Consider the following 25967-nt stretch of genomic DNA (forward strand, 5'->3'; position numbering starts at 1 on the left):
CACCTTTGCCACACAGAAACGCTCCGCCGACCTGGAACATCAGGTCAACGGGGCATTTGTGGGTACTGAATGTCGAGCTTGTGGAATGCGCAGACCAGAACCCTGGACAGTGATTTCTGCTCAGCGCCTCAGCGCAGCCAGATCACCGTGGCGAGGCGCCCGGTCACGCCATCATCACGACGATGGGAGTAGAAACGCGACTCCGAGGCGGTGCAGAAGTGGCCGCCACTGACATGACCGACTCCGGCACGCTCGAGACGCAGACGTGCCAGCTTGTAGAGGTCGCACATGTAATGACCAAGCCGGTAGGGACTGGCCTCGAAGGCATCATCGGCCTCAGGCAGGTCCGCGATGAAGGCGTCACGTACCTCGGGGCCGACCTCGAACTGCGCATTGGAGATCGCAGGACCCAGCCAGGCCATCAGCTCGCCGGGGGCATCGCCGAGACGCTCGATGGTGGCTTCCAGCACGCCTTCGACCAGCCCGCGCCAACCCGCATGTGCCACACCGACACGCGTGCCCTGCCGATCACAGAACAGCACCGGCAGGCAGTCCGCCGTCATCACCACACAGGCCTGCCCGGTGCCGGTACTGATGCAGGCATCCGCCCGTGGCGGTGCACCCGGCCGGCCCTCGGCGTGGCAGACATCGAAGGCATCCACCACCTGAGTGCCATGCACCTGGTCCAGCCATGCCAGCGGACGCCCGTCATCGACCTCTGCCGCAAGCAGCTCACGCACCTGCGCTACCATCGCCGGGTCATCGCCGACGTGCAGCGCCGGATTGAAGCCAGCATACGGCCCCTGGCTGGGGCCGCTCTCACGCGTGGTCACGAAGGCCTGCACCGGGCTCGGCGCGGGCCAGTCCGGCAGTATCAGGGTCGGGCGTAGACTCTCGTCGTGCATAACCTCTCCTTGTGCGGCGTGTCGCGCGAGCCTGCCGCCTCAGCGAGCGATGTCTTCCTTGAGATAGTCGATCAACACCAGCATGTCGCCCGGCATCTCGGCGCGGAATTCGACTTCCTTGCCCGTGATCGGGTGGATGAAGGCGAGACGGCGGGCATGCAGTGCCTGACGCGGGAACTGGCGCAGCAGCTCCTTGAGCGGGTCACTGGCCCCAGGCGGCAGCTTCAGACGCCCGCCGTAGACCGGGTCTCCAACCAGCGGATAGCGCTGGTGCGCCATGTGCACGCGAATCTGGTGGGTACGCCCGGTTTCCAGCTTGCAGCGGATATGGGTGTGGCCTCGGAAACGCTCCACCACGCGGAAGTGGGTGACCGCCGGCTTGCCACTGTGAGTGACGGCCTGACGCTTGCGGTCCTTGGGGTGACGCCCGATGGGCGCATCCACGGTGGCACCGGAGGTCAGCACGCCCGTGACGACGGCATCATACTCCCGCGATACGGTACGGGCCTGCAGCTGCTCGACCAGGTCCGCCTGGGCGGTCAATGACTTGGCCACCACCATCAGTCCGCTGGTGTCCTTGTCGAGACGGTGCACGATACCGGCACGCGGCATCATGGAATTGCCCGGGCAATGATGCAGGATGGCGTTGAGCAGCGTGCCATCGTGGTTACCCGCGCCCGGGTGCACGACCATGCCGTGTTCCTTGTTGATGACCAGCACGTCGTCGTCTTCATAGACGATCTCGAGCTCGATATCTTCCGGCTCGTGGCTGACTTCCTCTTCAAGCTCGGCGGTCAGGGCCAGACGTTCACCGCCATAGACCTTCTCGCGGGGTTTGACGGCGGCACCGTCGAGGGTCAGCGCACCGGTCTTGATCCAGTGCTTGAGACGCTCGCGGGAATAGTCGGAGAAGATCTCGGCGCAGGCCTGATCAAGGCGCATGCCAATCATCGCCTCCGGGATCCGCTCTTCGCGGTTGATGGTGTCTGCCATATTGCTCTCTGAGGCCGTTTCGCACGAAAGGGCCTTTGCTTTATAGTGAGTGCGGATCGGCGGATTCTAGCATGCCCGCCATGGATTGCCCGAGATGAGGAAACCGATGCGCGCCCTTCCCTTGACTGCCCTCGCCCTGGCCAGCACCTTGCTGGCTGGCTGTGCGTCCAACGAGCCGGCACCGGATCTTCAGGAGCAGGACCTGTATCGTCAGGCCCAGGTTTCTCTGGATACCAGCCGCTTCAACTCCGCTGTGCAACAACTTGAAGCCCTGGATACTCGCTTCCCGTTCGGCAGCTACGCCGAACAGTCGCAGCTGGAGCTGATCTACGCCTATTACCAGGTCGACAACTGGGAGGCGGCACGCGCCGCGGCCAGCCGTTTCATTCGCCTGCACCCCGATCACCCGCAGGTCGATTATGCCTACTACATGCGTGGACTGGCAGCGTACAGCGCGGGCCGTTTCAGCCTGGAATCCCTCGATCTGATCGATATTTCCAAGCGTGACCTGGGCGCGACACGCGATGCCTACGTCGACTTCGGTGAGCTGGTACGTCGCTTCCCCAATAGCACCTACGCGGCAGATTCCCGTCAGCGCATCATCTATCTGCGCAACGTACTGGCACGCGGCGAGCTGCAGACAGCCGATTTCTACCTGCGCAAGCAGGCCTATCTGGCTGCCGTGAAGCGTGGCGAGTGGGTCATTGAGCACTACCCTAACACTCCTGCCACCCGCGATGCGCTGGCCGTGATGGTCGAGGGCTATCTGGGCCTCGGTCTGCGTGACCGTGCCAGCGAGACGCTCAAGGTGCTGATCCAGAATGATCCGGACAATGAACGTCTGGATGGCCGTACCTTCGAGCCGCGTTACGTGAAGGCTGACGACCTGACGGTCTGACGACCGGCAGGCGTCACCATCGAAAAGCCCGTGATCGATGATCACGGGCTTTTTCGTGCTGCCAGCATGGCCAGAATCGTCGGATTCAGGCGCTTTCAGCGTCTTGCGCAAAGAATCCGCAATCCCTGACACCGGACATGAGTTGCCTCAATCGCCGGCCACCCAGCCATTGACGATCGGGTAACGACGATCCCGCCCGAAGCCACGCGGCGTGACGCGCACGCCGACCGGTGCCTGACGACGCTTGTACTCGGTACGGTCGACCAGACGCACCACGCGATAGACATCCTCTTCCTCGAAGCCTGAGCGGATGATCGCCTCGGCGCTCATGTCACCCTCGATATAGTGGGTGAGAATCGCATCCAGGGTGTCGTAGTCGGGCAGCGAATCGCTGTCGAGCTGATCCTCGGCAAGCTCGGCGGACGGCGGGCGCGTGATGACGCGTTCCGGAATCGCCGGACCCATGGTGTTGCGCCAGTTGGCGAGGCGGAATACCCAGCTCTTGTAGACATCCTTGAGCGCGTTGTAGCCACCGACCATGTCGCCGTAGAGCGTGGCGTAACCCACCGCCATCTCGCTCTTGTTGCCGGTGGTCAGCACCATCAGGCCCTTCTTGTTGGAGATGGCCATCAGCAGCACGCCACGACAGCGTGACTGCAGATTCTCTTCGGTGGTATCGCGCTCGCTGCCCGCGAAGCTCTCCGCCAGCGTCTCGGTGAAGGCTTCGACCATCGGCGCGATGGGCATCACCTCGTAATTCACGCCCAGCAGTTTCGCTTGCTCGGCGGCGTCTTCCTTGGAGATGTCCGCAGTGTAGTGATACGGCATCATCACGGCATGCACTCGGTCCGCGCCCAGCGCATCGACGGCGATGGCCAGCGACAGGCCGGAATCGATGCCCCCGGAAAGCCCCAGCACCACCCCCTTGAAGCCGCTCTTGTTGACGTAGTCACGCAGCCCCGTGACCAGCGCGCAGTAGAGTGACTCCTCCGGCGACAGCAGCTCGGCGATCTCGCCACTCTGCGGCGCCCAGTTGCCACCCTCTGCCTTGAGGAACTGCACCGGCATCAGGCCGACATCCCACCACGGCGCCTGCACGCAGGTCTTGCCGTCGGCATCGATGGCGGCAGAGCCCCCATCGAAGACCAGCTCATCCTGACCGCCGATCTGATTGACGTAGACCAGCGGGCAGTTGACCTCGGCGGCCCGCTCGGCGAACAGTCGATTGCGCTCGGCCGGCTTCTCCAGGTGATAGGGCGAGGCATTGAGGCTGACGAGAATCTCGGCTCCGGCATCGCGCGCCTGACGGATCGGCGCGCCGTCCCACAGGTCTTCGCAGATGACGATGCCCAGACGGGCACCACGGCATTCCACCACACACGGCTCGCTGCCCGGCGTGAAATAGCGCTGCTCATCGAAGACCTGATAGTTGGGCAAGGCCTGCTTGGCATACTCGGCGATCCACTCACCATCCTTGAGCACGCCGGCCAGGTTGTAGCGCTTGCCGTCACGCATGCCGGGGTAGCCGACGATGACCATCACACCCGGCGCGACCTCCTTCGCCATCTGGGCCCGCGCCTCTTCCAGGCGGGATTCCATGGACTCGCGCAGCAGCAGGTCTTCCGGCGGGTAGCCGGTCAGACACAACTCGGGCAGCACTACGACATCGGCCTTGTGCTCAAGACTCGCTTCACGCACCGCTTCGATGGCACGTGCAGTGTTGCCGGGGATATCACCGACCAGCGGGTCGAGCTGGGCCATCACCAGAGTCAGATCTTGCATGCGGTAAGGATCTCTCGATTGGCGGTTCGATAAGGGGCCAGTACACTGTGGCCTGACATCTGGCTCAGATCACTGAGCCGTGCACCGGCCCACCTGTCATCATGTTGGCCGCCATTGTCCCGCAAGGTCGCGCCGCTGGCAAAAGCCACGCGCGCCGCCTCATCTGGGAGTCATATAGGAATGAGCCTGTTGATCATCCGTCTGCTGGTCTTCGCCGCCCTGTTCTGGGCCGGCCTGCGCCTTTACCGCATGTATCGCCAATGGAAGCTGAGCCAGGACGACTACGGCAACGGAAACCCCGCCGAACGCGAGGCGCAGAACATGGTGCGCTGCGCCTACTGCGACCTGCATCTGCCGGAAAATGACGCCATTCGCCACGAGGCGCTGCACTTCTGCTGCCAGGAACACCAGCAACACTTCCTCGACGAAGGGCCGCGCAAGTAACGGCTATCTCCCACCTTCGAGACGCAGGGTTTGAGGGTGGGAGATACAGGGCTTGAGGGTGGAGACGAAGAGGCTGGATGGGAGATGGCGAGGCTCAGGCCCAGCGGGTCTCGACGGCATCTGATGATGTATCCAGAGCAGCGATCTCGGTCAGCAGGGCCTCGGGCTGATAGGGGGCTGGGTCGATGATCGGTGTACGCCCGAGCAGTTGATCCGCCAGCAGCCGGGTCGAGGCCGGCGCCAGTACCAGCCCGTTGCGGTAATGGCCGGCATTGACGTGCAGGTGGCGGCGTTCAGGCACGGCACCGATGAAGGGCGTGCCGGTCGGCGAACCGGGGCGCAGTCCCGCCCAGTGGTGCTCGACCTCACACTGCGCCAACTCGGGGATGATCTCGCAGGCGCTCTTGATCAGTGACTCGCGCGCCTCAAGGGTGGTCGCCTTGTCGAAGCCGACCTCCTCCAGCGTCGAGCCGGCCACGATGCGACCATCGCCCCGCGGTATCACGTAGCGACCATTCTTGAGCACTACGCGCTCCACCAGCCCCTTGGGGGCCTTGAACAGCACCATCTGGCCGCGCACCGGCCGCACCGGCAGCGCAAGCCCCGCCTCACTCAGAATCTCTCGACTCCAGGCACCACCGCAGACCACGACCTGGCCAGCAGCCAGCACCGAATTGGCAGTCTGTACGCCAATGGCGGTGCCGTCCTGCAGCAGGATGCCCTGCACCGCGACATTCTCCAGCAGGCGCACGCGCGGGTGAGCGTCGAGCGCGGCGCGCAGTGACTTGCCCAGACGCGGATTGCGGATGCTGCCCAGCGTCGGCATCCACAGCGCCGACTCGCAACCGGACGCGACCGCCGGAGCCTTGTCATAGACGAAGTCGGCGTCCACGCGCGTCAGCGGCTTGGTATATTCCCGGGACCAGGCCAGTGCCTGCTCGGCATCCTCGACATTCAGATACAGCAGACCCTGCTGGCGATATTCGGGGTCGATGCCGGTGGTCTCGATCAGGCGCTCGGCCAGCGTGGGATAGAAGCCTTCCGACCAGGCAGACAGGCGCGAGATCGGCGCGCGATAACGCCACGGATACAACGGCGAGACGATACCGCCACCCGCCCATGACGCCTCACGCCCACACTGGCCTCGCTCGACCAGCGTAACCTCGGCACCGCCATCCGCCAGCTCCAGCGCAGTCAGCATGCCGATCACGCCACCGCCTACCACCACAAAGTCATTCACGCCTGTTCGCTCCTGCCATCAGCCCGGGAAAGGGGTCAAGAATACGCCGCCCGCAAGGCGGTGCAAGCGAGCCGCAGGCAATCCAGCATTGCGCCGAGTCTCCAGCATTGGCCACAGCCGAGCGATTCACGGCTACCAGCAGTCGCCGTCGCCTTCAGCCGTACGGCGCCCGGTACTACTCAAGCTCAAGGACTTGCACTCAGTATCGCGAGCTTGGACACCTGTCGCCGTCGCCTTGACAGTAAAAGCAGTTGCATTGCCATCAAGACCCAATGTGTAAAAGCCATCAGGCGACGTGGTCGCACGCCCCAAACCGTCATCATCACAGCTCGCGTCACCCCCGATACTGGATGAGTATTCACCACAGCGCGCCATGTAGCGCTCCTGCGCCTGTGCCAGCGACACCAGCGCGACATGAGCGTCCTCGCGGTGGGTACGTAGAACATGATTCTGGTAACTGGGATACGCGATGGCAGCCAGAATGCCGACGATGGCAACCACTATCATCAACTCGATCAGGCTGAAGCCTCGCCCTCTTGGATAAGCGCTTGACTGACTGTCCATGCGCTCATTGGCAATGACTTGTTCAATCATGGGCACGTCCTGTCGTGAAACAGCCACCGCGGCAAGTTGCGGTGGCTGACATAAGCAATAAAAGCACACGCTTTACCGAGGCCTCAGCGCAGCTGGTACCAGGAGACACGGCCAGAGGTCGCAGATGTCTGTACATTGAGTTCAAACGGAGTAACCGTACCGGAGGCGTTGCCACTGGCCCCTGTAGCGACAAAGACATGATTGCCGATGCTGGCCAGGCCGCCAGGTTCACCTGACAGCTTGATGCTGATGAAAACCTCATCTGCAGCGGTGCCGTCCTGCGAAGTGGCAAGCGGAATATCGCCTGAATCGAAGGCACCATCCTCATTGAGATCAAAGACCGGCACATAACTTGAGTTGCCACTGTCATAGGAGGGCAAGCCTGTCTGAGAATCTACCGCGATCAACCAACCACTGCTATTGGCTTCACAGAAGTTACTGCCGCCCCCGTCAGTGCGTGTTGCGACGACCAGCAGATTTCCCAGCAGACTGGCAGGCTGGACGACCTCCTCGCCATCATCGATGAGATCCAGATACCAGCCATAGCGGGAATCCTCGTCAACCAGTTGCTGCCCATAGTCGAAGCGCTTCCCATTCAACGTGCGCCCGATAATCTCACCCTCATGATATTCCAGCCCAGTGAACGCTCGCCGCTCAAGCTGTTCACGTCCCAGACCGAGATGCTTGCCATCATCCAGTACGGTATACAGACTCTGCTGGCTGGCCACGTCATCATCAATCGGGGTGTAGAGCTGCTCGCCCGTCCCGAATGAAATCAACAGATTGGGTTTGTCCATGGTATGCGTTGCGCCTGAAAGTCGACTCAATGTCGGCTTGACCGTGATCGGCTGGACACTTCCGTCAGCACAACTCCCACCAGCACTTGCATCACACTTCGCTGTGAAAAGCAGGCTAGCCTTCCATTTGGAAGGGTCTTTCTCACTGAGATTGAACTTCCATAACCGCCCATTCATATCGCCGCCGTAAGCGAAATCAATCGTCCCGTTACTGTCGATATCCGCCACCTGAATACTGGTCAACTCTCCAGCAGCAGTGCCTCCAGCAAGCTTGGCGATACCCATGCCACTCTTCAGGTCACGCAGGAAAAGTGTGGCTGGAGCCAGATCGTTGTCAGGCTTCAAGCCATTGGGCACCAATAACGCCTGCTGACCATTGTTGAGCTTTCCGATATGCACATCACCATACACATGGCCGATATCCTTGTCCTTCAAGCCGCTGCCGGCAACGTCAGGCCCCAGCTCCCAACCAGCCAGACCAGCGGCAGAGACCTCACGCCCCTTGACGACATCGGTGACATTGAGCACGAAGACCCCACGGCCACCACCACCCAACCCGGAGGCTAGCCAGGTATTACCCTCGGACAGGGTCGTCACACGCGGTACGGCATCAACATAATAACGATGCTGGTAACCGGTACTTGCCAGATAACCGAGTCCTTCTCCATCTTCCTGGCTGAACAACAGCTCAGGAATATACGCGAACTGCTCATCACCAGATTCGAGATCAAAGGCATGCAACATGCCGTCATTGGCTCCCACAAAGACACTGCCCTGATCATTTCTGCCCTCGCGAGTCACAACGACGGGCGAAGATCCAATGATATCTCCCAGCACACTACTCTGACGGGCACGCAGGCCCTTGCCCTCGAGTGCGCGACTCCCTTTGAGCCAGGCGACCACCGCCTCGCGTCCCTCACTATTGCTCAGATCATCGGGCGCATAACGCTCCAGATCCTTCTGCTGAGCACTGGTGAGGTTGTCCGCTGAAAACACGACTGTGGAACCGTTACCCGCGGTATAGACCTTGCGGCTGGCGATTCCTGACTTATTGAGATTGGCCGTCAGCCTGTCCGATGCATTCCATCCAGGGGCCTCCTGATTTGCCTCGAATGTTTCGCTATCCACTACCTCGGCATCGGAACCTCCCTGAGACACTGCCGATACCGCCGTGACTTCACCCGACCAGCTGGCCGGCGAATAACTGGCCTGAAGCACCATGCCACCAGCTTCCACCTGCGCGGTACTCAGATTGGTCGCCACACCGCTGACACTCTCACCACGTGCCACGATATCTCGTGATATGGCTGCCAGCGCATCAACCAGCGCCGCAGGATCTGCAGCATTGAAGTAGAGGCCACCTCCATCTTCCGCAGCTTGCTTGAGGTCATCGATGGTGCTGGAAGTCGATTCCTGCACATATCCAGGTATGTCGCTATTCAGTCGAGTATTCCACCTGTCATCATCAGCTTCGACACCAAATGCGACGGTATAGGTCGTCATCACCTGGTTTTCATAACTACCACTACCCAATGATTCCTTGAGGTCCTTGTTCGCGTAGTAATAGGCAACATCCGCTAATGTCGTTTTGCCTCCATATCCACCATTGGAGTAATACCAACGTCGCCCATCATTATTTGCATCTCCGATCGACTCAACACGAGTACGATCGCCACTGGTACTCTCGCGATTCCAGAAGCCATCCGTAACCAGGATAGTGAAATTTTGCTGACACATACCGCCCAAATCAGCACTCAAGATAGGTGAAGCATTACCGCTATAATATTCACCAGCACGGTAAAGTGCTTCACGTAATGGTGTGCCGAGGTAACTATTGATACTGCTAATTACACTGGTAGCAATGGCATCACGTATCTTGTCAAAGTGCGAATTGGTATTGACTGAAACTCCGCCCAGAAGCGAATTCAGCAGACCCCCGACCGTATTCAGAAGCCTGGTAACGATGTCATCAACAGCCACCTGCTGAGCTGTCCTGGCATCAGGGTTTATCGTCACGAAACCAGTACGATATTGTGTTCCTGTCAACAGTTCCAAGCTGGCAGCTTTACCCACACTCAAACGATCACGATAATAAGTAAACCAATTGGCATAATTATTCTGCTGCGAAGGTGTCAGATTCGCCACACGGTTTGCCACACTGCAGTCGCTACCCGAATAATAAGTGAAGCCTCGCTTGACATCTGTCAAGTCAACGCGATTGCTAGAGATGTTACCCTTTGCATAATCAATCAATGCCCTTTTCGGGTTAATCTGAGGTGCTCTTTCACCCTCCGATGTCAACTTCCAAGGCTCATACACCATATTTGGATTATAAGCCTGTGAGTTTTTCGAAGAGCAAAAATATTTTCCCGATAGCTTCTCGACATTCAGGTACCCATACCGACTGTAACTATAGTAATACTCATACTGTCCATATGAGACATATCTTTTACAACGTGTACGCCCACATAATCCTTCTGGCCTTGTACCATATAATTTGGTATAGCCTACTCCTGACTCCCCTCCCTCGAAGGTATCTTCAAAAGACATCGAGCCAGAATCGTCCAATAACAATAAGACATTGGGAGTCACGCCCACATTCTGGGTAATCGGAAGCTGAGAGAGAATGCGCGCATCATCCGCGGAAGCCGTGTCATTGGCTGTGGTGAAAAGCACCAGTCCATATACAGGCAACAGACAATAACGAAGGGAACGAGAGTCCATATAAAGCATCCTTACTGTGCCAGTACGATTTCGCTCTGCACGACTGACAGAGCCTGGCGATCACTACCGCTCCAACCTGCTGCAGTAATGCGATATCCATTTTCAGGCAAGGCATTGTTCATATTATCGGCATTGAGAATGCCCTGAACCGTACTGCCCAGGTACTCGATGATGTAATTCCCGTTCTCGTCATCCGTCAAATGACCGATACCGGCCCAGTCATCTGGAGCCAGCAGATCACTCGGCGCATCAACACCCGATACCGTCAGGTCGTAGAGTCCGTTGCTCTCTCCTGTCGAAAATTCGCCCAGTGAAATGCCACCACTTTCCAGCTGTTCCTCAGCCTCTTTCAACAATCCTTCAGCCCGTGCATAAGCAGTGTCATATTGCTGCACATTGACCGTCATACGGGTTTGCAACTGAGTATTTTCACTGCCCGACACAGCCATCATGCCCACGACTACCAGCATGACCAGGACCATCAGCAGCACCATACCACCTTGCTGGTGGGCCGAAGCATAACGAGGACTCATAAGCCAAGGTTCCGTGGGCTGAACGTCATGGAGAAGGTACGTTGCATGGTGCCACCAGCTTCGCCTTCAATCTGAAGTGAAGGCGGAGTGCTGAGCACCAGATCAAGGTGGATACGCCGAACTTGATCCCAACGGCCGGCGACTTCGCTGGCCGTCTGGTCAACGGCATAGCCGCTGCCTACGGCAAGGTCAAAACGAAGTTGTATCCCATTCACGTAACTGGCCAGCTCCTCTGCACATCCAGCTGCGGGACCATCACCTGATGCATTGTCCGAACTCAGGCAGAGCCGTTGCGGGTCGCTGCCGGTCGAGGCAAGCATTACCAGATACCAACGCTCGAAAGGGTAGACAAAAGGACGGGTTTGTTGATTGCCCCCATAGCCGTGTTGCAAGCCACTCGATAACGACAATTTGCCATCCTCACGACTACTGATAGTGTCAATGTCACCACTTTCGCAATCACTGATCATGACATAACTGCCCGGCGCCAGCTGATCGCCACTGAAGTTCTTCACGTCAAGGGAGCGATCTCCTTGGGCTGCCGAAGAAGACAACTGCCAACCACGTTGACCGTCACTGGCCAGAGCCAAGGCGGGAATCTGCATGGCAAGGCGATCATAGCTCATCCCGTCCTCAGTCACCGACTCAACGGCCAGTGGCTGAGCGTGAGTTCCCGTGTTGTCACTGACACTCGACCAGGGCGTACACCCCGAGAAGCCAATGTTACGCATGACTGGCTGCAGGCGATGTGAAACATGACGAGTACTTTCCTGAAGATAGGACAGTGCTTCTTGGGTCGTCGCGGTAGCGCGTGTGGTCAAGAAGTACTGAAGCGCCATACCAGTGATGAATAGTCCCAGCACCAACCCTAGCATCAACTCGACCAGGCCAATGCCTTGCTGGCGTCGGGGACTTCGCTGTCGGAACTGATGGTGACCGAATGATGGCTTCATGGGGTAACCCGGATCTGAAGTGTCTCAGTGAGTGTTTGGCTATCCCCACCTCCGGCACTCCCCTTGTCGGCTGCCGCTTGCCAGGAAAGGGAGAGATCAAGTTGGCCGCCACGTTCAGTGATAGTGCCTATGGATTCGGGTAAACGACTATTGGCAAGTCTTTGCTGCCACGACCAGACGTCATGGGCAGCCAGCGCATCATCGCTTGTCACGGCCTGCTGCTCCGTGGCGGTTTTCGTATTTCTCCCCGAATATTGGCCTTCAGGGTTCGCCTGAATGCGCTCAGCCATACCCACCAGCAAAATGCGCGCTTCAGTGCGAGCGAAGCTCTCATTATTCGCCTGCAGAGTTTCCATCTGCATCAATGCAAACCCGAGCAGTGCAAGCCCCATCAACAGCACGGCAATCAATGCCTCGATCAAACTAGCCCCGTGCTGGTTAGGACGTACTGGCCAGCATGCCTTATCCACAACTCATTCCTCCGGCGCCATACGCCTCTGGCACCAGGCGGCCGATGATAGACAACCCCAGCTGACGATGAGCTTGTGATGCTGCATGGCCGCATATCAGAAGACGTGTTGTGCTGTTCACCGCGCCCTGGCTATCAAAGGAAATGTTTTTGCTAGCGATCTGCACTGAAGCACTGCCGGCATGTTCGCGCAGAACCTCAACCTTGTCGGAGTTGAAGTTGCTCATTGCATCTGCGGGGCTCCCCAGTACCACTGCCCAGCCATTGTTCCACGCAGTCGTATCTTCACAGCGACTACCATCACCACTGAGCGGACACACGGAAACCTGGCGCCCTCGAGTCACGGCGGTGCTCCGCGCATAGTTGAGAGCAGTGGTGAGTGTCTCGGTCGTGCTTGCAACCTCCTGACGAGTAATGAATCCCTGCCAGGCAGGCACAGCGACGGTCGAGATGATGGCCAATACCGCAATGGTGACCATCAGCTCGACAAGGGTAAAGCCATGCATCGCACGGCCCCACTTGCCATAAAGTCCGGCAGCAGCCAAGAGGGGTTGCTTCGTTGACTCTTCCATTGGAATGATCCGAAAGATGACTAAAATGCAAACATTCGCAGTTAAGCAGTTGCGCATTCTCACTCAGTCGATACTTAACAACAAGATCAGGGGGCATGCACTCAAGAGTGCGTGCCCTGAAATACCATCACATGGTCAAAAAAAGCCCCGATCATCGAAGATCGGGGCTTTGGGGCTTGGAATGCAATGTCGGCTGTCAGTGCTTACCAGCAATCACTGCTGTCAGTGCCTTCCGAGTCGGCGAGAACTGCCGCGCCCTTCACTCCCAGCTCCGTGAGTGTAAAGGTGGCGCAGTCCTCATCATTGGCCTGACTGCCGGTAGCAGTGGCAGTCAGGGTATAGCTGTCTGCATCCCCTGCGACGGCGAGATTGTAGAAACCTTCCTCACTGACCGCATCTGCCTGACCCAATCCGATACCGCCACCACCGCCGCCGAGCGCATCTCCACAGCTGGTCGCCGCTGTCACGCTGGCCGTCGCGTATTCACCGCAGGTTGCCATGATGCGCTCCTGGGTCTGGGCAAGCGCCAGCAAGGCGGTGGTGGCATCGGTACGACGTGAACGCTCCACCTGGTCCTGATAGCTGGGATAGGCGATCGCCGCCAGAATGCCGATGATGGCCACCGCAATCATGAGCTCCAGCAGACCGAAGCCGCCTTGTGCTCGAGAACCTCCAGTTCGCCTGATCATCAGCGCCCCCTACGTAGTAGCGTGATCTCGATGACCTGCTTCGGCTCACCACGTGGGTCGAAGCGCACCTCGACCTCCTGCCCCGGCGTGAGGTGGAAGGCCTTCAGCTCGCGCCCATTGCGATTGAGTATCCGGCTCTCCGGCTGAAGCACGAACCCCATGTCGTCGACGAGCAGCTGATCCCCCTCTCGCTCGTCGATGACGCCGGTGACGCTCTGCTCCATGACCAGCGGAATCAGGGCATCTTCCGCCAGGGCCTGGGAGCTCCAGCTCGTGAAGAGCAAGCCCGCCGCCAGCATCAGTCCACTACCAGTCAGCTTGAGTCGTGATGTCTTCATGGTCTCTCTCCTAGCGCAGCTGATACCAGGCACTACGGCCTTCCAGCCCATCGATCCCGAAGTCCATGGCCATTTCGACCACCTGATTGGTGCCACCCTGACCGACATACTGGGTATCACCCAGGAATTTCGGTGAGGTGGGCTCGCCTTCTGTCTTGATCGAGAGTACGACCTGACTGTTGACGTTGTCGCTCGCGTTGACCTCGCCATCACCGTTGTAATCAAAGACCTGCTGCACATTGTTGTAACTGCGTACCGGCTGCAGACCGTTGCGCAAGCTGAGCGCATTCAGCCAACCACTGGCACCGCCAGTACAGGGGCCATTGGAGCCCGGGATGGTGGTATTGAAGACAATCAGATCACCACGGACAGCCGGGATGGTCACCAGACGCTCACCGGAGTCCGGTAGCTCCAGATACCAGCCGTACTGCATACCATTGTTGTTCTGATTGGAATAATCGACGCCTACCCCCGTGACCGTCCGCGCGTCACTCACGCCGCTGATATTGGAGAAGCTCTGCTTTTCCAGCTGGCCATGATGACGACGAGTCGAGGACCCTGTATGCAGCACGCTGTAGAAGGATTGCGTCGAGGTATCGACCGCATCCTGCAGCGTCAGCAATTGCCCGGTGCCCCAGTACACATTCAGGTACGGCGTATCGACGGTGCTGTTGAAGACACCGCTGCGTGCCACGGCTACCCGCGATGTGATGGGCTGACGGTAAGCCGCCGGACAGGTCGATGACGTGCTGTTCAAGGCAACGGCACATGACTGGAACAGACGCGACATCTCGCTGCTGCCGATGTTGCTCAGCGAGAACTCGCGCATGTCGAATACCCAAACATTGCCATGCAGATCGCCGGCATAGACCCAGTCGGTGATGCCATCGGCGTCGATGTCGGCCAGCTCAGGACTCGACATGCCATTGCAGTCACTGCTGGCAGAGGTGCAGGAACCACCAGCATTGCTGCCCTGTTGAGAATCAAGCAGCGCATAGTTGTCGGGGTCTTCCAGGTCCACGATGAACAACTTGGCACGTCCATCGCTGTCGGCGTTGTAGCCATTGCCGAAGATGGCATACCACTTGCCGTCATCCAGACGCGCTACCTGAATATCACTGAAGGTATAGCCGAGATCCTCGTGCGTGAATTCCCACTGCACTATCTCGGCCGGCGAGGTGCCGTCGGATTCACCCAATGATTCGAAGCCTTCAGGATCGGTGATATCCAGCATGTAGACCGCCTTGCCACCAGCGCCCAGCCCACCCAGCAGAACCGAGTGCCAACCGGGCGCATCCTCATCGCCCAACTGGACATGTACGTCACGCGCAACTGGCGTGGCATCGACATAGTACTGGTGGACATAGTTCTGATCAGCGAGCTGGCGAATACCACGCCCGTTCTCAATGCTGAAGGCGGCGTACGGCATGTAGGCGAACTTCTCTTCACCGGTCTCCATGTCGATGGCGTGCAGCATGCCGTCATTGGCACCGATGTAGATCATGTTCTGGCGGTCCTCATACAGCGTCTTGAAAGAGCGGTACGAAGACACTTCCATGTCATTGCGATAGCTGGCCGAAGGCGGACCGACGATCGCCGGCGAGGCATGCACGATATCCCCGAGATAGTTGTCGTCACGCTCGCGGAACAAGGTACCCTCGTAGGCATCGTCACCCTTGAGGTAGCCGATCAGATTCTCGAGATCCGACGTTCTGACGCCAAGATTGGCGCCATCCAGCTTCAGGAAAGTACCGGTAGTGTCCAGGACGCGCCCCGTCAGCTGAGTCACGCCACTGGCGACACCTCCTACCACTGAGCCGACACTGCCAAGAATGCCATCATCATCGTCGTCGTCATCGTCATCGTCGTCGTCGTCGTCGTCGTCGTCGTCATCATCCCGGACGGTTCTCCGCAGCGTTGCCAACAACGTGTCTGACAGAAGTGTTTCATCGAGGAAACCCACGAGGTCCAGTACCTGTTCGGCCTCCAGTGATCCGGCCTCCTCGATATTGAAGAAGAACGCCTTCTCATCCACCTCGGTGATACCCGGGTTGTAGGTGATCACCTTGCGGCTTGTGCTACGACTGGCATCCTCACGTAACCACTCCGCGACGGACCATTCCGAGGTCTGACTCAAGGTGCCATTGCTGCCAATCTTGCGTGCCACGACATCGCCCGACCAATCAGCGGGGTCATAGATGGTCTGAATCACGTATGCGCCGCTGGTCTGCCCCCCACTACTGATGTCCAGGCTACCGGTACTGGCCGCGCGCCCTGCGATGGACTGCGCGATATTGTTCAGCGCATCAATCAATGCCTGCGGATTGGCGGCGCTGAGATATTCACCACGTCCGTTCCAGGCCGCATGGCGCAGATCATCAATGGTGGTATTGGCATTGGCGGAAGGCTGCGGCCAGGTAAAGGCAGATTCAAGATCAGCAGGGTTCTCGGACAGCGAGCCATCCACACCAAAAGCGACGGTGTAGGTCACCATGTGCTGAGCGGAGTTTTCATCCACTCCCGGTATGGTAGGCACGCTGTTGATCAAGTCAGTCCGCAGGTCCTCGCGATAATATTTCATCGCGACATCGCCAAGCGTATTGGAATAGCTGTCACGATGACTGGCACTGATGAAGTCGCCACTGCCACCATCGACGTTTCCGACACTGGGGCTTGAACCATTCCAGTAGCCGTCAGTCATCAGGATGGAATAGTTCTGCTGGCACATGCCGCCTGCATCGGCACTCAGAATGGGGGCTGAACGACCAGTGCTGGAGTAATACTCACCGGCATTCTTGAGCGCGGTACGCAGAGGGGTGCCACCGGAGGGATAGGCGGTGAACAGCTCTTCCATCAGATCATCACGCTCATCTGAGTCCGTCATGTCCGCGACGTTGCGGTTGTTGCGACCCTGGATGGTGCGTAGCCCGACCCGGGACTCATTGGCATTGATTACACCGGCCATGGCGGATTTGGCAACCAGCATGCGGTCGCGATAGTAGGTGAACCAGTTGGCGAAGTTGACTTGCTGAGCCGCGGACAGGTCATCCACCTCTACGACATGATCGTCGTCCAGATACAGGCGCCCCGCACCATCCCGGTAGAGCCCGCATTCACCATAGTCATAGTCCCCATCGCCATTGTCGTCCCAGCGCACATAGTAGACATCGCTGTTCAGCCTGGCCCAGCTGGTAGGCTCGTAGGGGTCATCCCGGACGTACGACAGGCGCATGTTCTGATAGGCGATACCCGCCTTGTCCACTCCTGCCCAGGGGGTGTAGGTCAGCGCAGGATTGTAGGCCATGACATTGAAACCCATGCAGGCACCGACGGCCCCGCCAAGATCCGTATAGCTGAAGATACGATCATCGGCATCATGATTGTTTCTTACCGTGACAAGGCTCTTGGAATACACCCCGGTGTATCCCATCAGTGAGGAAGCCGGCTGGAGGCTCCAGTGTTCCACCCCCTTGTTGAGCGTATCCTCCCAGGCCATGCTGCCCGAATCATCCAGAATGAACAGGATATTTGGCTGAACCCCGGTCGCTTCCGTGACCGGGGCGCGGGCGATTTCCCCGGGGGCCGCCAGACAGGGCAAGGCGACAAGGCATAGGGCACCACTCAGCAGATAACGCATGTTCATGCTCCTCTCAGAAGTAAGGGCCCAGTTCCATCTCGCTTTGCACTACTGTCCAGGAGGCACCATTGCCGCCTCCTGTGCCCATCGCGTTGATACGGAAGGCATCCAGGCGCGTACCTACCGCATTCACTTCGTTGCTGGCATTCAGCGGCGGCTCGCCGACCTTGCCCAGATACTCGATCACATAGGCTCCGATGACCGCACCGGTATCATTGTCCAGCGTCTGGATGCCGTTGGCTTGCCAATCCGCTTCCGAGAGCGGGTTGATCGGCGGTGCATTCTCGGGCAGCGCCAGCATCAGCCCGGCGGAATCATCGAAACTGTTCAGGTTCCAGGTACCATCCTCCAGGCCTTCCTGCAGTGCGCGCTCGCCGATGCTCAGACTGGTTTCCGCGTTGTAATAGGACTGCTCGAAGTTGCGGCTGTTGACGGCCATACGTGTCTGCAGCTGACTGTCCTCGACTCCCGTGACGGCCAGCAGTCCGATCACGACCAGCATGATCAACACGATCAGCAAGGCGATACCTTGCTGACGTGCTGCCCCCCGAGTGACCGCGCAGACTCTGGACGTTGAAGACGATGTATTCATCAGCTGCCCCTCAGTTGCAGATTGCGCGGTGTGAACGTGAGATTGAAGGTTCGCGTCAAACGCCCATCATTATCCCCGCCCGGCACCACTCCCGGCAGGCTCTCGAGCGTCAGGGCGATCTCGATACGACGCACCTCATCCCAACGGCCCTCGCTGCGCACCGTGGCGGCCGGCACCTTGACGCGATCGACACTGCCATTGCCGGTGGTATCCAGGCTGAAACTGACATCGAATCCCTGTACGCCGGAGGCCAGTTCTTCCCGTGCGAAAGCAGCATCGATACGGTCGAGATACAGTGCACGCACCGAGGAATCGTTGGCCTGGTCATCCAGCCGCAGCTCCCAGGCCTGCACCGGGTAGAGATAGGCATTCGAGGACTGAGAGCTGCCATAGGAACGTGACAGGGTGTCGTTGGTTTCCACATTACCTTGGGTGGTGCCTGACACCCTGAAGACATCGGTGCTGCTGCAATCACTGACCAGCGCATACTCGTTGGTCACGAAGGCAGCTTCGCTACCGTTGCGCACGGACAGTGGACCACCCAGCGACGTCATGCTGCTGGTCAGCGTGGTTTCATCGCCGTCCTTGCTGGCAGCGACGAACGTCAGATTGAAATAGCTGAGGCCCCGCTGGGTACGCTGCTGCCCCCCGAAGGGCGCCGTGAGATCGTGAGAGGCATCCACTGAGCTGGCATTGGTGATATCGCGGCTATTGGCACAGCCTGCGTAGCCCACATTGCGCATCAGCGGCTGAAGCCGGAAGGACACGTAGCGGGCTGACTCCTGCAGATAGGAAAGCGCTTCCTGAGTACTCACCGTGCTGCGTGAGGTCGAGAACATCTGCACGGCCATGGCCGTGATCAGCAGTCCCAGTACCAGGCTGATCATCAGCTCGACAAGCCCGATACCCGCCTGGCGCTTCGGGCCATGAGGTCGGACGGTGTCGGGGGCGGCACGTCGGCGGGCCGCTGCAGGGGAACAGCGGTTCATGGCTCTACCTCGAAACGATAGGTCTGCTGGTCAACTCCCCCGCTGATGGGGTCACTCCACTGTACCTGGACACTGACGTCGTGAACGCCGATGCCGGCCCCGCCGACGACACGCTCGTCGACTTCCACGCTGCCGACGCCGCTGGTCAGCGTGGAGCCGATGATGGCGTCACGCCAATCAATGATGTCCTGGTCTGCCAGCTCTGCGGGCGCGCAGTCCGAGCTGCATCCATCCACCGGCGCATTGGCGGTGTCGGCATCGTCATATTGATCGATAGCCTCAAGGTTGGCGCGGATACGTTCAGCCATGTCCAGCGACAGCAGCTGTGCCACGGTATTGCTGTAGCTGACGCGCTGATGCTGCAGCGTCTGAACTTGCAACAACCCCAGCCCCAGCAGGGAAACCCCCAGCAGCATGACCGCGACCAGCGCCTCGATCAGGCCGACGCCGCGCTGAGAATGCCGAGCGGAACGGCGCCGTTGCAGGCGAGACAGCACTGTTTTCCTCAGCACTCTCGGCTGCAGGGCTTTCTTGAGGGATGTGGTCATCAACAATGCTGTCATGAGCAGTCCCCTCCTGATTCAAGGCGTACGCGACCCGAAGGTGCCACGACGACAGAGGTCGCATCGGAGGCCGCACAGAACACCAGCGTACTGTTGCCACTAGTCAACGTGCCGCGATCGTTGTAGGTGATCCTGGAGGCGCCCCCCGACTGGGCAACCGCATTGCTGTCCTGATGAATCCACAGGCGGTCGTCGAGGGTGAAATTGGAAGTACTTCCAACATAGACGACCCAGCCATTCGCCCAATCATCGTCGCAGGTCGTGGGATTGGGGGTGGCAACGCTCGGCGCATAGGGACAGACACTCACATCCACACCGCGCGTGGTGGCGGTGCTGCGCGCCATGCCGAGCGCATGGGTCAGTGCACGCACATCGGACTCCACCTGAGAGCGCTGCACCAGGCCTTGCCAGGCCGGCACCGCCCAGGTCGCGATGATGGCAATGATCGCCACCGTCACGACCAGCTCGATCAGGGTGAAACCACGGGATTGGCGCATGAGAGATACGTCTCCTTGCCGCTAAGGGTCGACCGGCCATGCCGGACTCGCGTCTGCCTTCTAGGGGCCCACCATCACCAGCACCGACCTCCTCCTTCGGCACCAGTATTCATGTCCTGGTCCATCCACAGTATGCCGCAGTCGTCATTGAGTTGTGCCCCTTGAGGCGTCGCCTGCAGGACGAAGGCCGAGGCAGACAGACTGCGATACGTGATCAGGTAGCGAAGATTGCCACCGCTGTCCTCTATACGGCTGACGCCATCCATCGGCTGGTCATCATCCCCCACGGGGGCCTCGGAGAAATTCTGGGAGTAGAAGCCACGCAGCTGTCTGGCCTGCTGCCCCAGCGCTTGCTGGGCATGCGAGCGCCAGCTGCGCTCCACATAACCCAGATAGGAGGGAATGGCGACCGCCGCCAGAATGCCGATGATCGCGACCACCATCATCATCTCGATCAGGGTGAAGCCCTGAGCCCGACGCCTGCCAGCTGCCCCGCGCCCCGGTTTCGGCTTGCGGCGTGCACCTGCACTGCTGACACCGATGACCGAGAACAGTCGTGGCATGGGAAAGTCTCCAGAATACGAACTATACCTCCATTATGTATCATTTTGGTAACTGGGCATTACATTTTTTTTCAATACACACCAGGTTGATCAACGATCGTGCTCAAGAATGCCATTGCTTATACAAGAAAATACTGAATTTAATGGCAAACCACGAAGGACGCGCACAAAAAAAGCCGCGACAGGGTCGCGGCTCCTTCACTGGCAGAAATTTACAAGGCGTTACAGCTCGCGGATCTGGTCCGAGGCGATCAAGCGCTCCTTGAGCTCCTTGGGCATGGAGAAGACGATATTCTCCTCCTGACCCTCAAGCTCTTCGGGTGCCGAGGCTCCCAGCGCCATCAGGCGATCGATCACGCCCTGCACCAGCACTTCGGGGGCGCTGGCCCCGGCGGTAATACCGATGCTGCCGATCCCCTCGAGCCAGCTGGCCTCGATCTGCTGCGCATCGTCGATCAACCAGGCGGGGGTCTGCATGCGCTCGGCCAGTTCGCGCAGGCGATTGGAGTTGGAGCTGTTGGGGCTGCCGACCACCAGCACCACATCGCAGGCTTCTGCCAGCATGCGCACGGCATCCTGACGATTCTGGGTCGCGTAGCAGATGTCATCCTTGCGCGGACCCTGAATCGCCGGGAAGCGTTCGCGCAGCGCATCGATCACGCGGGCCGTGTCATCCATGGACAATGTGGTCTGGGTGACGAAGGCCAGTTGCTCCGGGTCCTTGACCTCCAGACGCGCCACATCGGACTCGTCTTCCACCAGGTGGATGGTGCCACCCTGGGAAGCGTCATAGCGGCCCATGGTGCCCTCGACTTCCGGGTGACCCTCATGGCCGATCAACACGCAATCCTGGCCCTTGCGCGCATAGCGCAGGACTTCCATGTGCACCTTGGTGACCAGCGGACAGGTGGCATCGAAGACCTTGAGGTTGCGACGCTCGGCCTCTTCCTGCACGGCACGCGAGACACCGTGTGCCGAGAAGATGACGATGACGTCATCCGGCACTTCGTGCAGTTCCTCGACGAAGATGGCGCCGCGCTCCTTGAGGGAGTCGACCACGAAACGGTTGTGCACCACCTCATGACGCACATAGATCGGCGGCCCGAACACGTCGAGCGCTCCGTTGACGATATCGATGGCGCGATCCACTCCGGCGCAGAAACCGCGCGGGTTGGCCAACTTGATCTGCATGACAGGCTCCGCTTGATGGCGAGGTGCACTCACGGGGGAGCGCACCTCTGGAAAGAAGACTCAGTGCGTGGTCGCGGGGGCGACTGACAGCACCTCGACCTCGAAGGTCAGGGTACGCCCGGCCAGCGGGTGATTGAAGTCGACCTGGACGTCACGCTCATCGATCTCGCGGATGATGCCCGGCAGCTCCGAGCCCGACGGCTCGGCGAAGGACATCACCATGCCGACCTCGATCTCTTCATCGAAGCTCTTTCGTGCCACGGTCTGGACGTTCTGCGGATTGTGCTGACCGAAGGCATGCTCCGGCGTGATCGTGAAGCTGCCGGTCTCGCCCGCCGCCATGCCCATGATCGAACGCTCGAAGCCCGGCGGCAGATTGCCGTCACCCACCTGGAAGGTGGCCGGTGTCTTGTCGAAGGTGGAGTCCACCTCGGTGCCGTCTTCCAGACGCAGACGGAAATGGAGGCTGACCTCCATGTTATCGGCGATACGATGCTCGCTCATGCTGACCTCGCTTGTGGCGCTCATTCGGAGCGGCCACGGAAAGATTCAAGAATCAGTGCCACGGCTCCCAGGCTGATGGCGACGTCCGCCACGTTGAAGGCCGGGAAGAAGGCATTGCCCCAGTGGAAGGACAGGAAGTCCACCACGTAGCCATGCACGACACGATCATAGAGATTGCCAAGCGCGCCCCCCAGCACCAGCGCGATGCCCAGCGCGGTGAAGGTCTCGTGACGCTTGAGGCGCGCAAGCCAGATACTCAGGCCGATGGCTGCCACCACCGCAATACCCGCAAACAACCAGCGCTGCCAGCCATCATGGCCGGCCAGAAAACTGAACGCCGCGCCGGTGTTGTGGAGCAGCGTCAGATTGAAGATCGGCAGCACTTCGTTGGCCTGACCATAGACCAGCGAACTGCTGGCCAGCCACTTGGTGGCCAGGTCCAGCACCACGATCACCAGCGACAGCCACAGCCAGCGCAGCGGCGAGCGCATCGGCTCACTGCCGGCCGAGGGGGTATCCGTCGCGGGGCCTTGTGAAGAAGACGTCATGTTACCTTCCTGTCGTAAAATGAGTCTGCGACCGGCAAGACACGAACGCCGGGCCAGAGCCCGGCGTTCGATATCAGCGCTCAGCGGAGGCTGAACGATGCTGCGGTCGCATCAGCGATCAAGCGAAGTGACGCGTCTCGCCTTCGCCATCCGGCAGGTTGGTCACGCAGCGGCTGCACAGTGTCGGATGTTCCGGCAGGGTGCCGACTTCCGGACGGTGGTGCCAGCAACGCTCGCACTTGGCATTCTCGCTGACCTTGACCGCCACCTTGAGGCCGGACACTTCGGTCTCTTCTGCCTCACCGGCCGCCTCGAGAGGCGCCAGGGTCACGCCGCTGGTCAGCATCACGAAGCGCAGCTCGTCGCCGAGACTTGCCAGCAACGTATTGAGCTCGTCATTGACATAGAGCGTGACTTCCGCCGCCAGGCCATTCTTGACCAGACCGGCGTTGCGCGCGCCTTCCAGCGTCTTGTTGACCGCCTGCTTGACGTGTAGCACCTGCTCCCAGAACTCACGCCCCATGGGGGCATCATCCGCCAGGGTGGTCAGGCCGGTGTAGGCCGTCTCGAGGAAGATGGTGTCCTTGCGCGGGCCCGGAATGTTGGCGTAGATCTCTTCACCGGTGAAGGAGAGGATCGGCGCAATCCAGCGTGCCAGCGCCTCGATCACGTGGTACAGCGCCGTCTGGCAGCTACGACGCGCCCGCGAGTTCGGCTGAGTGGTGTACTGGCGGTCCTTGATGACATCCAGATAGAAGCCGCCCAGCTCACGCGAGCAGAAGGTCAGCACCTGCTGATAGATGTCGAGGAAGCGGTATTCCTCATAGGCCAGCTCGACACGCGCCTGCAGCTGGGCGGCGCGATCGACCACCCACTGGTCCAGCGCCAGCATGTCATCGAAGGCCAGTGCATCGCGTTCCGGCTCGAAACCGTTCAGGTTGGACAACAGGAAGCGCGAGGTGTTGCGGATACGACGATAGGCGTCGGCGGTCCGCTTGAGGATCTCGTCCGAGACGGCCATCTCGCCGGAGTAGTCGTTGGAGGACACCCACAGACGCAGGATGTCGGCGCCCAGCTTGTCCATCACCTGCTGCGGCGCAACCACATTGCCGACGGACTTGGACATCTTGCGACCCTGCGCATCCACGGTGAAACCGTGAGTCAGAAGCGCCTTGTAGGGCGCGTGGCCGTCGATGGCACAGCCGGTCAGCAGTGACGAGTGGAACCAGCCACGGTGCTGGTCGGAGCCTTCCAGGTACAGGTCGGCACGCGGGCCTTGCTCGTGACCATGCGGGTGCGAGCCACGCAGCACGTGCCAATGGGTCGTCCCGGAGTCGAACCACACGTCCAGCGTGTCGGTGACCTTCTCGTAGTTCTCTGCCTCATCGCCCAGCAGCTCCTGGCTGTCGAGTGACCACCAGGCATCGATGCCGTGCTCGGCAACGCGATCGGCGACCGCTTCCATCAGCGCCACGCTGTCGGGGTGCAGTTCCCCCGTCGCGCGATGCAGGAACAGCGGAATCGGCACGCCCCAGTTGCGCTGACGCGAGATGCACCAGTCCGGACGGTTGGCGATCATGCTCTTCAGACGCGCCTGACCCCAGGCCGGGATGAAGGCGGTGTCCTCGATGGCGGACAGCGCCTTGTCACGCAGGGTCACGCCATCGGTGCCGGGGAGGTCCATGCCGACGAACCACTGGGCCGTCGCACGATAGATGACCGGCGTCTTGTGGCGCCAGCAGTGCATGTAGCTGTGGGTGATCTTCTCGTGCGCCATCAGCGCGCCGAGCTCTTCCAGACGCGCGACGATGTTCGGGTTGGCCTTCCAGATGAACTGGCCACCGAATTCCGGCAGATCCGGCACGTACACGCCGTTGCCCTGCACCGGGCTTTCGATCTCGTCGAAGCTCATGCCGTAACGACGGCAGGTATGGAAGTCATCCTCGCCGTAGGCCGGGGCGGAGTGGACGATACCGGTACCGGCACCGGTCTCGACGTAGTCGGCCAGGTAGACCGGCGACAGACGCTCGTAGATCGGGTGACGGAAGTTGATCAGCTCCAGCGCCGCGCCGTTGACGGTCGCCAGCGTCTCACCGCTCAGACCGAAGCGCGCGAGGCTGTCCTCGACCAGCTCCTCGGCAAGCACCAGCAGGCGCTCGCCGGTGTCGACCAGCGAGTAGACGAAGTCCGGGTGAACGTTGAGCGCCTGGTTGGCCGGGATGGTCCACGGGGTGGTGGTCCAGATCACGATCGCCGCCGGCTTGCTCAATGACTCGAGGCCGAAGGCCTTGGCCAGTGCCGCGCTGTCGTCTGCCGCGAAGGCGACGTCGATGGCATCAGAGGTCTTGTCGGCGTACTCGACTTCCGCTTCCGCCAGCGCAGAGCCGCAGTCGAAGCACCAGTTGACCGGCTTCAAACCCTTGAAGACATAACCGCCCTTGACCATCTCGGCCAGCGCACGGATCTCACCGGCTTCATTGGCAAAGTCCATGGAGCGATACGGGTTGCCCCAGTCACCGACGATGCCGAGACGGATGAACTCGTGTTTCTGACCTTCCACCTGCACGCCAGCGTATTCACGGCAGAGATGACGCGCCTTCTCGGACTCGAGGTGCTTGCCGTGGGTCGTCTCGACCTTGTGCTCGATGGGCAGACCATGACAGTCCCAACCCGGCACGTAAGGCGCGTCGAAGCCCGCCATCGTCTTGGACTTGACGATGATGTCCTTGAGAATCTTGTTGACGGCATGACCGATGTGAATATTGCCGTTGGCATAGGGAGGGCCGTCGTGGAGCACGAAGCTCGGACGGCCCTTGCCTGCTTCACGCAGACGCGCATAGAGGTCAATCTCGTTCCAGCGCGCCAGTTGCTCCGGCTCACGCTTGGGGAGATTGCCGCGCATCGGGAAGTCGGTATCGGGCAGATTCAAAGTGTGCTTGTAGTCGCTCATAG

At 59.8% G+C, this 25967-nt stretch carries 24 protein-coding genes; 2 read left to right on the forward strand and 22 right to left on the reverse strand.

Annotated elements, in window-relative coordinates; all coding sequences use genetic code 11:
• Positions 1–128 precede the first annotated feature (128 nt).
• Both pgeF and rluD read right to left on the reverse strand, forming a co-directional pair.
• On the reverse strand, positions 129–905 hold the full coding sequence (gene pgeF / locus FLM52_16485; protein NVN57327.1) for a peptidoglycan editing factor PgeF: 777 nt from the start codon (positions 903–905) through the stop codon (positions 129–131).
• 39 nt (positions 906–944) lie between these two features.
• Complete coding sequence (rluD, locus tag FLM52_16490; protein ID NVN57328.1) at positions 945–1898, reverse strand: 23S rRNA pseudouridine(1911/1915/1917) synthase RluD; 954 nt, start codon at positions 1896–1898, stop codon at positions 945–947.
• Between the two features lie 106 nt (positions 1899–2004).
• Here rluD and FLM52_16495 point away from each other — a divergent pair, with 106 nt between their 5' ends.
• Positions 2005–2796, forward strand: coding sequence for an outer membrane protein assembly factor BamD (locus FLM52_16495; protein NVN57329.1), 792 nt, complete (start codon positions 2005–2007; stop codon positions 2794–2796).
• A gap of 147 nt (positions 2797–2943) precedes the next feature.
• On the opposite strand, the gene FLM52_16500 is transcribed toward FLM52_16495, so the two are convergent.
• Positions 2944–4578, reverse strand: a complete 1635-nt coding sequence (locus tag FLM52_16500) for an NAD+ synthase (protein NVN57330.1) — start codon at positions 4576–4578, stop codon at positions 2944–2946.
• Positions 4579–4758: 180 nt separating this feature from the next.
• Here FLM52_16500 and FLM52_16505 point away from each other — a divergent pair, with 180 nt between their 5' ends.
• Positions 4759–5022, forward strand: a complete 264-nt coding sequence (locus FLM52_16505; protein ID NVN57331.1) for a hypothetical protein — start codon at positions 4759–4761, stop codon at positions 5020–5022.
• A gap of 94 nt (positions 5023–5116) precedes the next feature.
• Here the strand turns inward: FLM52_16505 and thiO are convergent, their stop codons facing one another.
• The 19 genes from thiO to ileS form a co-directional block, all read right to left on the reverse strand.
• Positions 5117–6262 carry a glycine oxidase ThiO gene (gene thiO, locus FLM52_16510; protein ID NVN57332.1) on the reverse strand — a complete coding sequence of 382 codons (1146 nt, stop codon included), beginning with the start codon at positions 6260–6262 and terminating at the stop codon, positions 5117–5119.
• 132 nt (positions 6263–6394) lie between these two features.
• Positions 6395–6826, reverse strand: coding sequence for a type IV pilin protein (locus FLM52_16515; GenBank protein NVN57333.1), 432 nt, complete (start codon positions 6824–6826; stop codon positions 6395–6397).
• A 113-nt stretch (positions 6827–6939) separates the two neighbouring features.
• On the reverse strand, positions 6940–10386 hold the full coding sequence (locus FLM52_16520) for a hypothetical protein (protein NVN57334.1): 3447 nt from the start codon (positions 10384–10386) through the stop codon (positions 6940–6942).
• A gap of 2 nt (positions 10387–10388) precedes the next feature.
• Positions 10389–10910, reverse strand: a complete 522-nt coding sequence (locus FLM52_16525; protein ID NVN57335.1) for a pilus assembly protein — start codon at positions 10908–10910, stop codon at positions 10389–10391.
• Complete coding sequence (locus FLM52_16530) at positions 10907–11863, reverse strand: hypothetical protein (GenBank protein NVN57336.1); 957 nt, start codon at positions 11861–11863, stop codon at positions 10907–10909. The genes FLM52_16525 and FLM52_16530 overlap by 4 nt, the downstream gene beginning before the upstream one ends.
• The gene (locus FLM52_16535; protein NVN57337.1) at positions 11860–12285 is read right to left on the reverse strand and encodes a hypothetical protein; all 426 of its coding nucleotides are present in this window, start codon (positions 12283–12285) and stop codon (positions 11860–11862) included. Before FLM52_16535 ends, FLM52_16530 begins: the two co-directional genes overlap by 4 nt.
• Positions 12286–12325: 40 nt before the next feature.
• Positions 12326–12961: a prepilin-type N-terminal cleavage/methylation domain-containing protein gene (locus FLM52_16540; GenBank protein NVN57338.1), complete on the reverse strand. Its 636-nt coding sequence runs from the start codon at positions 12959–12961 to the stop codon at positions 12326–12328.
• 146 nt (positions 12962–13107) lie between these two features.
• Positions 13108–13593, reverse strand: a complete 486-nt coding sequence (locus tag FLM52_16545; protein ID NVN57339.1) for a prepilin-type N-terminal cleavage/methylation domain-containing protein — start codon at positions 13591–13593, stop codon at positions 13108–13110.
• Positions 13593–13931, reverse strand: coding sequence for a hypothetical protein (locus FLM52_16550; protein ID NVN57340.1), 339 nt, complete (start codon positions 13929–13931; stop codon positions 13593–13595). Before FLM52_16550 ends, FLM52_16545 begins: the two co-directional genes overlap by 1 nt.
• A 10-nt stretch (positions 13932–13941) precedes the next feature.
• On the reverse strand, positions 13942–17568 hold the full coding sequence (locus tag FLM52_16555) for a hypothetical protein (protein NVN57341.1): 3627 nt from the start codon (positions 17566–17568) through the stop codon (positions 13942–13944).
• Positions 17569–17581: 13 nt separating this feature from the next.
• Positions 17582–18160, reverse strand: a complete 579-nt coding sequence (locus FLM52_16560) for a hypothetical protein (protein NVN57342.1) — start codon at positions 18158–18160, stop codon at positions 17582–17584.
• Positions 18160–19149: a hypothetical protein gene (locus FLM52_16565; GenBank protein ID NVN57343.1), complete on the reverse strand. Its 990-nt coding sequence runs from the start codon at positions 19147–19149 to the stop codon at positions 18160–18162. The genes FLM52_16560 and FLM52_16565 overlap by 1 nt, the downstream gene beginning before the upstream one ends.
• Positions 19146–19712 carry a type IV pilus modification protein PilV gene (gene pilV, locus FLM52_16570; GenBank protein ID NVN57344.1) on the reverse strand — a complete coding sequence of 189 codons (567 nt, stop codon included), beginning with the start codon at positions 19710–19712 and terminating at the stop codon, positions 19146–19148. The genes FLM52_16565 and pilV overlap by 4 nt, the downstream gene beginning before the upstream one ends.
• Positions 19709–20209 (reverse strand): prepilin-type N-terminal cleavage/methylation domain-containing protein, encoded by a 501-nt coding sequence (locus tag FLM52_16575; GenBank protein ID NVN57345.1) that lies wholly within the window; start codon positions 20207–20209, stop codon positions 19709–19711. Before FLM52_16575 ends, pilV begins: the two co-directional genes overlap by 4 nt.
• Before the next feature lie 74 nt (positions 20210–20283).
• Positions 20284–20772: a type IV pilin protein gene (locus FLM52_16580; protein NVN57346.1), complete on the reverse strand. Its 489-nt coding sequence runs from the start codon at positions 20770–20772 to the stop codon at positions 20284–20286.
• Positions 20773–20994: 222 nt separating this feature from the next.
• Positions 20995–21963 (reverse strand): 4-hydroxy-3-methylbut-2-enyl diphosphate reductase, encoded by a 969-nt coding sequence (ispH, locus tag FLM52_16585; protein NVN57347.1) that lies wholly within the window; start codon positions 21961–21963, stop codon positions 20995–20997.
• A 60-nt stretch (positions 21964–22023) separates the two neighbouring features.
• Complete coding sequence (fkpB, locus tag FLM52_16590) at positions 22024–22467, reverse strand: FKBP-type peptidyl-prolyl cis-trans isomerase (protein NVN57348.1); 444 nt, start codon at positions 22465–22467, stop codon at positions 22024–22026.
• Between the two features lie 20 nt (positions 22468–22487).
• A complete protein-coding gene (locus FLM52_16595; protein ID NVN57349.1) occupies positions 22488–22958 on the reverse strand; it encodes a lipoprotein signal peptidase in 471 nt (156 codons plus the stop codon).
• 175 nt (positions 22959–23133) lie between these two features.
• Entirely contained in the window at positions 23134–25965 is a 2832-nt protein-coding gene (gene ileS / locus FLM52_16600; protein ID NVN57350.1) for an isoleucine--tRNA ligase, read from the reverse strand.
• Positions 25966–25967: the final 2 nt, after the last annotated feature.

Source organism: bacterium Scap17 (genome assembly GCA_013376735.1).
In the GTDB taxonomy this organism is placed as follows: domain Bacteria; phylum Pseudomonadota; class Gammaproteobacteria; order Pseudomonadales; family Halomonadaceae; genus Cobetia.

Bases quoted from the DNA above. Each gene is read 5' to 3' on its own strand.
- pgeF (NVN57327.1), bottom strand. From the start codon at position 905: ATGCACGACGAGAGTCTACGCCCGACCCTGATACTGCCGGACTGGCCC.
- rluD (NVN57328.1), bottom strand. From the start codon at position 1,898: ATGGCAGACACCATCAACCGCGAAGAGCGGATCCCGGAGGCGATGATT.
- FLM52_16495 (NVN57329.1), top strand. From the start codon at position 2,005: ATGCGCGCCCTTCCCTTGACTGCCCTCGCCCTGGCCAGCACCTTGCTG.
- FLM52_16500 (NVN57330.1), bottom strand. From the start codon at position 4,578: ATGCAAGATCTGACTCTGGTGATGGCCCAGCTCGACCCGCTGGTCGGT.
- FLM52_16505 (NVN57331.1), top strand. From the start codon at position 4,759: ATGAGCCTGTTGATCATCCGTCTGCTGGTCTTCGCCGCCCTGTTCTGG.
- FLM52_16515 (NVN57333.1), bottom strand. From the start codon at position 6,826: ATGGACAGTCAGTCAAGCGCTTATCCAAGAGGGCGAGGCTTCAGCCTG.
- FLM52_16520 (NVN57334.1), bottom strand. From the start codon at position 10,386: ATGCTTTATATGGACTCTCGTTCCCTTCGTTATTGTCTGTTGCCTGTA.
- FLM52_16525 (NVN57335.1), bottom strand. From the start codon at position 10,910: ATGAGTCCTCGTTATGCTTCGGCCCACCAGCAAGGTGGTATGGTGCTG.
- FLM52_16530 (NVN57336.1), bottom strand. From the start codon at position 11,863: ATGAAGCCATCATTCGGTCACCATCAGTTCCGACAGCGAAGTCCCCGA.
- FLM52_16540 (NVN57338.1), bottom strand. From the start codon at position 12,961: ATGCGCAACTGCTTAACTGCGAATGTTTGCATTTTAGTCATCTTTCGG.
- FLM52_16545 (NVN57339.1), bottom strand. From the start codon at position 13,593: ATGATCAGGCGAACTGGAGGTTCTCGAGCACAAGGCGGCTTCGGTCTG.
- FLM52_16550 (NVN57340.1), bottom strand. From the start codon at position 13,931: ATGAAGACATCACGACTCAAGCTGACTGGTAGTGGACTGATGCTGGCG.
- FLM52_16555 (NVN57341.1), bottom strand. From the start codon at position 17,568: ATGCGTTATCTGCTGAGTGGTGCCCTATGCCTTGTCGCCTTGCCCTGT.
- FLM52_16560 (NVN57342.1), bottom strand. From the start codon at position 18,160: ATGAATACATCGTCTTCAACGTCCAGAGTCTGCGCGGTCACTCGGGGG.
- FLM52_16565 (NVN57343.1), bottom strand. From the start codon at position 19,149: ATGAACCGCTGTTCCCCTGCAGCGGCCCGCCGACGTGCCGCCCCCGAC.
- pilV (NVN57344.1), bottom strand. From the start codon at position 19,712: ATGACAGCATTGTTGATGACCACATCCCTCAAGAAAGCCCTGCAGCCG.
- FLM52_16575 (NVN57345.1), bottom strand. From the start codon at position 20,209: ATGCGCCAATCCCGTGGTTTCACCCTGATCGAGCTGGTCGTGACGGTG.
- FLM52_16580 (NVN57346.1), bottom strand. From the start codon at position 20,772: ATGCCACGACTGTTCTCGGTCATCGGTGTCAGCAGTGCAGGTGCACGC.
- ispH (NVN57347.1), bottom strand. From the start codon at position 21,963: ATGCAGATCAAGTTGGCCAACCCGCGCGGTTTCTGCGCCGGAGTGGAT.
- fkpB (NVN57348.1), bottom strand. From the start codon at position 22,467: ATGAGCGAGCATCGTATCGCCGATAACATGGAGGTCAGCCTCCATTTC.
- FLM52_16595 (NVN57349.1), bottom strand. From the start codon at position 22,958: ATGCGCTCGCCGCTGCGCTGGCTGTGGCTGTCGCTGGTGATCGTGGTG.
- ileS (NVN57350.1), bottom strand. From the start codon at position 25,965: ATGAGCGACTACAAGCACACTTTGAATCTGCCCGATACCGACTTCCCG.